Source organism: Thermus composti (assembly GCF_014647535.1).
GTDB classification, from domain to species: domain Bacteria; phylum Deinococcota; class Deinococci; order Deinococcales; family Thermaceae; genus Thermus; species Thermus composti.
In genome coordinates, this window is record NZ_BMPJ01000008.1 from 80,767 (window position 1) to 88,044 (window position 7,278).

General features: G+C 65.4%; 7 protein-coding genes. All 7 read right to left on the reverse strand.

From position 1 onward, the window contains the following. A complete protein-coding gene (locus tag IEX93_RS04630; RefSeq protein ID WP_188846996.1) occupies nt 1-1,011 on the reverse strand; it encodes an ABC transporter permease in 1,011 nt (336 codons plus the stop codon). Nucleotides 1,012-1,064: 53 nt separating this feature from the next. Then, nucleotides 1,065-2,648 (reverse strand): ABC transporter substrate-binding protein, encoded by a 1,584-nt coding sequence (locus tag IEX93_RS04635; RefSeq protein WP_188846998.1) that lies wholly within the window; start codon nt 2,646-2,648, stop codon nt 1,065-1,067. Nucleotides 2,649-2,737: 89 nt separating this feature from the next. Beyond that, nucleotides 2,738-3,451, reverse strand: coding sequence for an ABC transporter ATP-binding protein (locus IEX93_RS04640; protein ID WP_188847000.1), 714 nt, complete (start codon nt 3,449-3,451; stop codon nt 2,738-2,740). After that, the gene (locus IEX93_RS04645; protein WP_188847002.1) at nt 3,448-4,227 is read right to left on the reverse strand and encodes an ABC transporter ATP-binding protein; all 780 of its coding nucleotides are present in this window, start codon (nt 4,225-4,227) and stop codon (nt 3,448-3,450) included. The genes IEX93_RS04640 and IEX93_RS04645 overlap by 4 nt, the downstream gene beginning before the upstream one ends. Further along, a complete protein-coding gene (locus IEX93_RS04650; RefSeq protein ID WP_188847004.1) occupies nt 4,224-5,555 on the reverse strand; it encodes a branched-chain amino acid ABC transporter permease in 1,332 nt (443 codons plus the stop codon). Before IEX93_RS04650 ends, IEX93_RS04645 begins: the two co-directional genes overlap by 4 nt. Then, entirely contained in the window at nt 5,552-6,520 is a 969-nt protein-coding gene (locus tag IEX93_RS04655) for a branched-chain amino acid ABC transporter permease (RefSeq protein ID WP_188847006.1), read from the reverse strand. Before IEX93_RS04655 ends, IEX93_RS04650 begins: the two co-directional genes overlap by 4 nt. Before the next feature lie 74 nt (nt 6,521-6,594). Next, nucleotides 6,595-7,278: branched-chain amino acid ABC transporter substrate-binding protein (locus tag IEX93_RS04660; protein ID WP_229906094.1), on the reverse strand; the 684-nt coding region annotated here is incomplete at its 5' end.

The window sequence follows — 7,278 nt, forward strand, 5'->3', positions numbered from 1 at the left end:
TCACCGGTACTGGATGCGGGGGTCCAGAAGGGCGTAGGAGAGGTCCACCAGGAGGTTGACCAGGACGAAGGCCGTGGCCACCACCAGGACACCGGCCTGGACCACGGGGTAGTCCCGGTTCAGGATGCCCTCGTAGATGTAGGAGCCGATGCCCGGCCAGGAAAAGATGGTCTCCGTGAGGATGGCCCCGCCCAGGAGGGTGCCAAACTGCAGCCCGATGATGGTGATCACCGGGAGGAGGGCGTTTTTGAGGGCATGCTTGAAGATCACCTGGCGCTCGGCCAGGCCCTTGGCCCGGGCGGTGCGCACGTAGTCCTGGGAGAGAACCTCTAGCATGGCGCTCCGGGTGATGCGGGTGAGGATGGCCAAAGGGATGGTGCCCAGGGTGAGGGCAGGGAGGAGGAGGTGCCTCAGGGCGTCCCAAAAGACCTGGAAGTTGAGGGTGAGGAGGCCGTCCAGGATCAGGAAACCGGTGAGGGGTTTGAAGTCTATGGCCAGATCGGTGGAAAGCCTTCCCCCCGTGGGGAGCCAGTGCAGGTTCACGGCGAAGAGGTAGACCAAAAGGAGGCCCAGCCAGAAGACCGGCATGGAGACCCCAAGGAGGGAAAGGCTCATGGAGAGGGTGTCCAGAAGGCTATTCTTCCTTACCGCGGCCAAAATCCCCACGGGGATGCCCAGGACCACGGCCACCAGGGTGGCGGCCAGGGCCAGCTCAAAGGTGGCGGGCCAACGCCTTTTGAGCTCCTCCGCCACGGGAATGGTGGACACGGCGCTTGTTCCCAGGTCCCCCGTGAGGACGTTCCTCACGAAGGTGAGGTACTGGACGTAAAGGGGCCGGTTCAGGCCCAGCTTCTCCCTGAGGGCGGCCAGCTGTTCCGGCGTCCCCCGCTCCCCCAGGATGGCCTGGGCGGGGTCGCCGGGGATGAGCTGAAGGAAAAGGAAGACGAGGAGGGTGATGCCAAAGAGGACGGGCACGAGGCCCAAGAGACGGCGGAAAAGGTAGCTCCACATTTTCTGGCCTCAAAAAGCCCGGACCCCCCGAAGGGGGCCCGGGGGCGAAGCGCCTAGCGCTTCTCTATGGCCTCAAAGGACTCGGAGCCCAAGGGGCTTGGCACCCAGCCGCTGATGTTCTTGCGCTTGGCCAAAAGGGGCTGGGAGTGGACGATGGGGATGCGCAAGGCCAGGTTGAAGGTGAGTTCGTCCGCCCGTTGGTAAAGCCGCTTGCGCTCCTCCAGGTTGGGCGTGGTGGCCGCCTTGGTGAGGAGGTCGCCCAGCTCCTTTACGCAGAGGGGCTTGCGGGTGCTGTCAAAGAGGTCGCTGATGGGGCAGGCGAAGTGGGGGTCATAGAAGTTCTGGGGGTCGCCGTAGTCCCCGGTCCAGCCCAGCATGTAGGCCTGGAAGCCCGGGGCCTGCTTGCGGTCGTTGAGGTAGCTGGCCCAGTCCTTGGTCTGGAGCTTCACCCGGATGCCGATGGCCGAGAGGTCGGCGGCCATGGCCTCGGCGATCTCCTTGGGGGTGGGGAAGTAGGGTCTAGAGACGGGCATGTACCAAAGCTCCAGGTCAAAGCCGTTGGGGTAGCCCGCCTCCGCCAGCAGGGCCTTGGCCTTCTGCGGGCTGAATTCGTAGTCCGTGACCTTAGGGGATTGATAGGCCTTCATGGGGGGCGGGGTGAAGTGGCCGTCGGTGAGCCCCAGCTTGCCCCAGAAGGCTTGGACGATGGCCTTCTTGTTGATGGCCATGGCGATGGCCTGGCGCACCCTGGGGTCGGAGAGGGGCTTGTAGCCGGGGTTCAGGGCCAGGTAGCCCACATTGAAGGAGGGGCGGAGGACGGGGTCCAGGTTGGGGTCCCGCTCCACATCCTGGAGGTTGGCCGGGGGGATGTCGGTGGTGAAGTCAATGGTCCCCGCCTTCAAAGCGGCCAGGCGGGCGGCGGGATCCTTGATCACCCGGAAGACCACCCGGTCCACCTTGGGGAAGCCCTTCTTCCAGTAATTGGGGTTTTTCTCCAGGACGATCTGCTCCCCGGGCCGCCACTCCACCAGGCGGAAGGGCCCCGTGCCCACGGCGCTCCCCGTGGGGGAGCCGTAGCGGCTGCCATTCTTCTGGATGGCGGCGGGGCTGGCGATGCCGAAGTACCCCGAGGCGATGGCGGCGGGGAAGGCGGGGAAGGGCTGGTTGAGGACGAAGCGGATCGTGTACTTGTCCACCACCTGGATTTCCTTCAGGATGGAGGTGGGTTCCCCTTTGGAACCGCCGAACAGGTAAGGCCAGATCTCATACCGGGCGGCGGCGTCTATGCGGGTGGGGTTTTTGGGGTCCCACCAGCGCTCCACGTTGAACTTCACCGCCTCGGCGGTGAGCTCGGTGCCGTCGTGGAACCTCACCCCTTGGCGAAGGCGGAAGGTCCAAACCTTGCCGTCTTGGGAGCTGAACCAGCTGGTGGCGAGGCCTGCGGTGACCTCGGTGGACCCCGGCTTGAAGGCCACCAGGGTGTCGTAGATCTGCTGCTGCACGTAGATGGAGATGCCGTCGGTGATGTTGCCGGGCTCGAGGCTCACCGGCTCCCCGTTGGACCCGAAGACCAGGGTCTTCTGGGCCATGCCCAGGCTCAGGGCGAATGCCAAAAGGCCGACAAGCGCTTTCTTCATAACCGCTCCTTTCCGGGGTCGCCCCCCTTGGGAACCACGGGAAGAGTATACGCCCCCCTCGGAGGGGGTGCAAGCCTTCCCCCTGGGGGCTATCCTTCGCCCAGGTAGGCCTTTTGCACCTCGGGGTTTTCCGCAAGTTCCTTGGCGGGGCCAGCGAGGGTGATCTCCCCCGTGGCGAGGACATACCCCCGGTGGGCGACCTGGAGGGCGAGGCGGGCGTTCTGCTCCACGAGGAGGATCGTCCGCCCCTCCTGGTTAAGCTTTTGGATGATCTCAAAGATGAAGTCCACCAAAACGGGGGCGAGGCCCATGGAAGGCTCGTCCATGAGGAGGATCCTCGGGTTTTGCATCAGGGCCCTTCCGATGGCCAGCATCTGCTGCTCCCCGCCGGAAAGCGTCCCCCCCTTCTGCTGGCGGCGCTCGTAGAGCCGGGGAAAGAGCTGGTAGACCTGCTCTTTCCGCTCTTGGACCACTTTTCGGTCATTTTCCAAATAGGCCCCGATTTCCAGGTTCTCCTCCACCGTGAGCCGGGGAAAGATCCGCCGCCCCTCGGGCACATGCCCCACCCCAAGGGCCACGATCTCGTGGGCGGGGAGGCGGTGGATGGGCCTGCCCTGGAAGAGGATCTCCCCCTGCCTCGGCTTCACCAGGCCGCTGATGGTGCGTAAGGTGGTGGTCTTCCCGGCGCCGTTGGAGCCGATGAGGGTGACGATCTCCCCCTCCTCCACCGTGAGGGAAATGCCTTTCAAGGCGTGGATGTGCCCGTAGTAGGTGTGGACGTTCTTGAGCTCCAGGAGGCTCATGCGGCACCTCCCGCGGCCCCCCGGCCCAGGTAGGCCTCAATGACCCGGGGGTTTTTGCGCACCTCCTCGGGCTTTCCTTCGGCGATCTTGGAGCCGTAGTCCAGCACGGCGATCCGGTCGGAGATGCGCATCACCAGGCGCATGTCGTGCTCAATGAGGAGGATGGTGAGCCCTCTTTCGCTGCGGATTTTCAGGATGAACTCCTGCAGGGCCTCCGTTTCCTTGGGGTTCATGCCCGCGGCGGGCTCGTCCAGGAGGAGGAGCTTGGGCTTGAGGGCGAGGGCGCGGGCGATCTCCAGCTTCCTCTGCTCGCCGTAGGGGAGGTTGCGGGCGAGCTCGTCCTTGCGGTGGAGGAGGCCCACGTACTCCAGGAGGCTCAAGGCCTCCTCCAGGGCCTTCCTCTCCTCCTTACGGGCGAGGGGGGTGCGGAGGAGGGCGTGCAGGTAGGGGACACGGGTGTGGATGTGCCGCCCCACCAGGATGTTCTCCAGGACGGTCATGGCCCCGAAGAGGCGGATGTTCTGGAAGGTGCGCCCGATGCCCAGCTTGGCCGCCTTGTCGGGTGTACTGCCCGTGATGTCCTGGCCGAGGAAAAGGATCCGGCCTTCGTCCGGGGTGTAGATCCCTGTGAGGAGGTTGAAGAAGGTGGTCTTGCCCGCCCCGTTCGGGCCGATGACGGAGAAGATCTCCCCCTCGTTCACCTCCAGGCTCACCTGGTTCACGGCCACGAGCCCGCCGAAGCGCTTGGTGACCCCTTGGACCTCGAGGACCTTCATGCCTCCTCCTCCAGCTCGGCCCGGTGGCGGGCCTCGGGGATCAGGCCTTGGGGCCGGTAGATCATCATCAGGATGAGGATAAGCCCGAAGACCAGCCTCTCGTACTTGGCGGGGTCCACCTGGCTTGGGATCCAGGGGAGGCTGGTGCGGACGAACTCGCTAAAGGTCTTGAGGATGTCCAGGTTGAGGATGGTGAGGGCGGCCGCCCCCAGGATGGCCCCGGGGATGGAGCCCATCCCGCCCAGGATCACCATGGCCAAAATGGTGATGGAGGCCAGGAGGGTGAAGGACTCGGGGGAGACGAAGGTGCGCTGGGCCCCGTAGATCACCCCCATCACCCCGGAGAAGGCCGCCCCGGTCATGAAGGCGATGAGCTTGGTGGGCAGGAGGGGGATGCCCATGGCCTGGGCGGCGATCTCGTCCTCGCGGATGGCCACCCAGGCGCGGCCGAAGCGGGAGTTGGCCAGGTTGACGTTGGCCAGAACCACGAGGCCGATCATCACCAGGACGAGGAGGTAGAAGAAGAGCTGGTAGTCCGTGGTCTCGTCCAGCCGCACCCCCAGGGCCCCCATGAGGCTACGGAACCAGTCAATGGGGGGGCGGCCCACGGGGGTGATCCCCTGGGGCCCGTTGGTGATGTTGATGGGGTGGTCCAGGTTGTTGGCCAGGATGCGCACCACCTCGCCGAGGCCCAGGGTGACGATGGCCAGGTAGTCCCCCCGAAGCCTCAGGGCGGGGAGGCCGATGAGGAGGCCGGTGATGGCCGTGGTGACCACGGCGATGAGCATGAAGAGGTACATGTACTCGCCGGGCAGGGGGAAGTTGCCCTGGAGGAACTTCCCCGCCTGGGGAGAGCCGAAGATGGCCCAGGTGTAGGCCCCCACGGCGAAGAAGGCGGCGTAGCCCAGGTCTAGAAGCCCCGCCATCCCCACCACCACGTTGAGGCCCAAGGACATGGCGGCGAAGATGCCGATCTGGATGCCGAGCTCAAAGATGAAGGTGTTGGCGAACCCGGCGATGGGCACGGAGAGGAGGAGGATGGCGAGGCCCAGGGCCACCCGGATCCCGCGCGGGATCCGGGGGAGGGTGGTGAGGGCCACGAGGATCCCCACGAGGCCGATGAGGCCCAGGGTGTTGCCGGAGCTCCGCAGGAAGAGGGTGAAGGCCAGGGTGAGGAGGGCGAGGTTGAGCGTCCGCACCCGGGGCTCGAGCCGGGCGAAGGCCGCCACCCCCAGGGCCCCCAGGCCCAGGAAGGCGGTGAGGGTGTTGGGGGCGAGGAAGGAGAGGAGGAGGAAGACGAGGCTTAGGGCGAGGGAGAGCAGGCTCATACCTTCTCCTTAACCATCTGGCCCAGGAGGCCTTGGGGCCGGAAGAGGAGGATGAAGACGAGGATGAGGAAGGCCACCACGTCCTTGTACTCCGCCCCGAAGTTACCGGCGGTAAGGATGGGCAGGTAGGTGCCGAAGAAGTTCTCCAGCTGGCCCAGGACGAGGCCCCCCAGCATGGCCCCGGGGATGTTGCCGATCCCGCCCAGGACCGCTGCGGTGAAGGCCTTGATGCCGGGGAGGAAGCCCACGTAGGGGTTGATGGTGGTGTAGATGAGGGCGAAGAGGACCCCGGCCACCCCGCCCAAAGCGCCGCCGATGAGGAAGGTGCGGGAGATGATCTGGTCGGGGTTGATGCCCATGAGGCTCGCCGTGGAGAGGTCCTGGGCCACGGCCCGGATGGCCATCCCCAGCTTGGTGCGGTTCACCAGATAGGTGAGCCCTAAGAGCATGAGCACGGAGACCACGATGACGATCACCGACTTGGTCTGGATGAAGATGGCGCCCCCGAAGAGGGTGAAGGAACCCTCGAGGTCCGGCATGGTGCGCATGCGCAGGAAGAACTCGTTGTGCCAAAGCCCTTCAATGAGGCGCACCAGGTCCTGGAGGAAGAAGCTTACCCCGATGGCCGTGACCAGGGGCACGAGCCGGTTGGTGGTGCCCCGCCTCCGCAAGGGGCGGTAGGCGAGCCGCTCCACTAGGATGGCGGCGAGGCCTGCCACCGCGGCGCCCACCACCACGGCCACCGCCAGGAGGAGGTAGCCGTTAGGGATCAGGGGCGCCAGGTAGCGGAAGACCTCCACCCCGGCCACCGCCCCGATCATGAAGATCTCGGAGTGGGCGAAGTTGATGAGCTCCAAGACGCCGTAGACCATGGTGTACCCCAGGGCGATCATGGCGTAGATGAAGCCCAGGATGAAGCCGTCAAAGAGCACCTGGGGTAGCAGGACCAGGATCTGCTCTAGCAAGGCCGCCTCCTTTTTCCCGCCGAGGGGGTGGCTCCTTTTGGAGCCACCCCCTTTAGGCTTAGGCCCTTAGGGGCCTACTTCTGCGGCGCCGCCACCTCAACGACCTTGATGAGCTTGTTGTCGGCCCAGTTGCCGGTGCCGGCCACCTGCATCACGAAGTACTTGGCCTTCTTGATGTCGCCCTTGTTGTCAAACTCAATGGTGCCGATGATGCCCTCGAGCTTCACCTTGCGCACCTCTTGGGCCACCTGGGCCCGGGTGGGCTTCTTGCCGCCGTTGGCCTTGATAGCGTTCTCCAGGGCGGTGAGGATCACCCGGGCGGCGTCGTAGGCGTAGATGCCGAAGCTCTCGATGTCCTTCCCGTACTTGGCCTTGAAGCGCTCCGCCAGGGCCTTGGCCTGGGGGAAGGCGGAGACGGGGCCGGCCACCGTGGTGTAGTAGGTCCCCTTGGCGTTTTGGGAGCCCGCCAGGCGCTCAAACTCGCTGGAGCCCAGCCCGTCGCCGCTCATAAGGGGTATGCGCAGGCCCCGCTCGCGGAGCTGCTTGGCGAAGGGGCCGATCTGGCTGTAGATGCCCCCGAAGTAGACGAGCTGCGGGTTCTGGGCCCGGATATGGTTGATGATGGGCACGAAGTTGGACTGCTCCTCGGTGCCGGTGAAGGCCACCGCCCGGCCGCCCAGGGCCTCAAAGCAGGACTTTACCCACATCTCCGTTTCGTGGTAAATCTCCCCTTGCGGGCGCAGCCCGTATCTGGTACC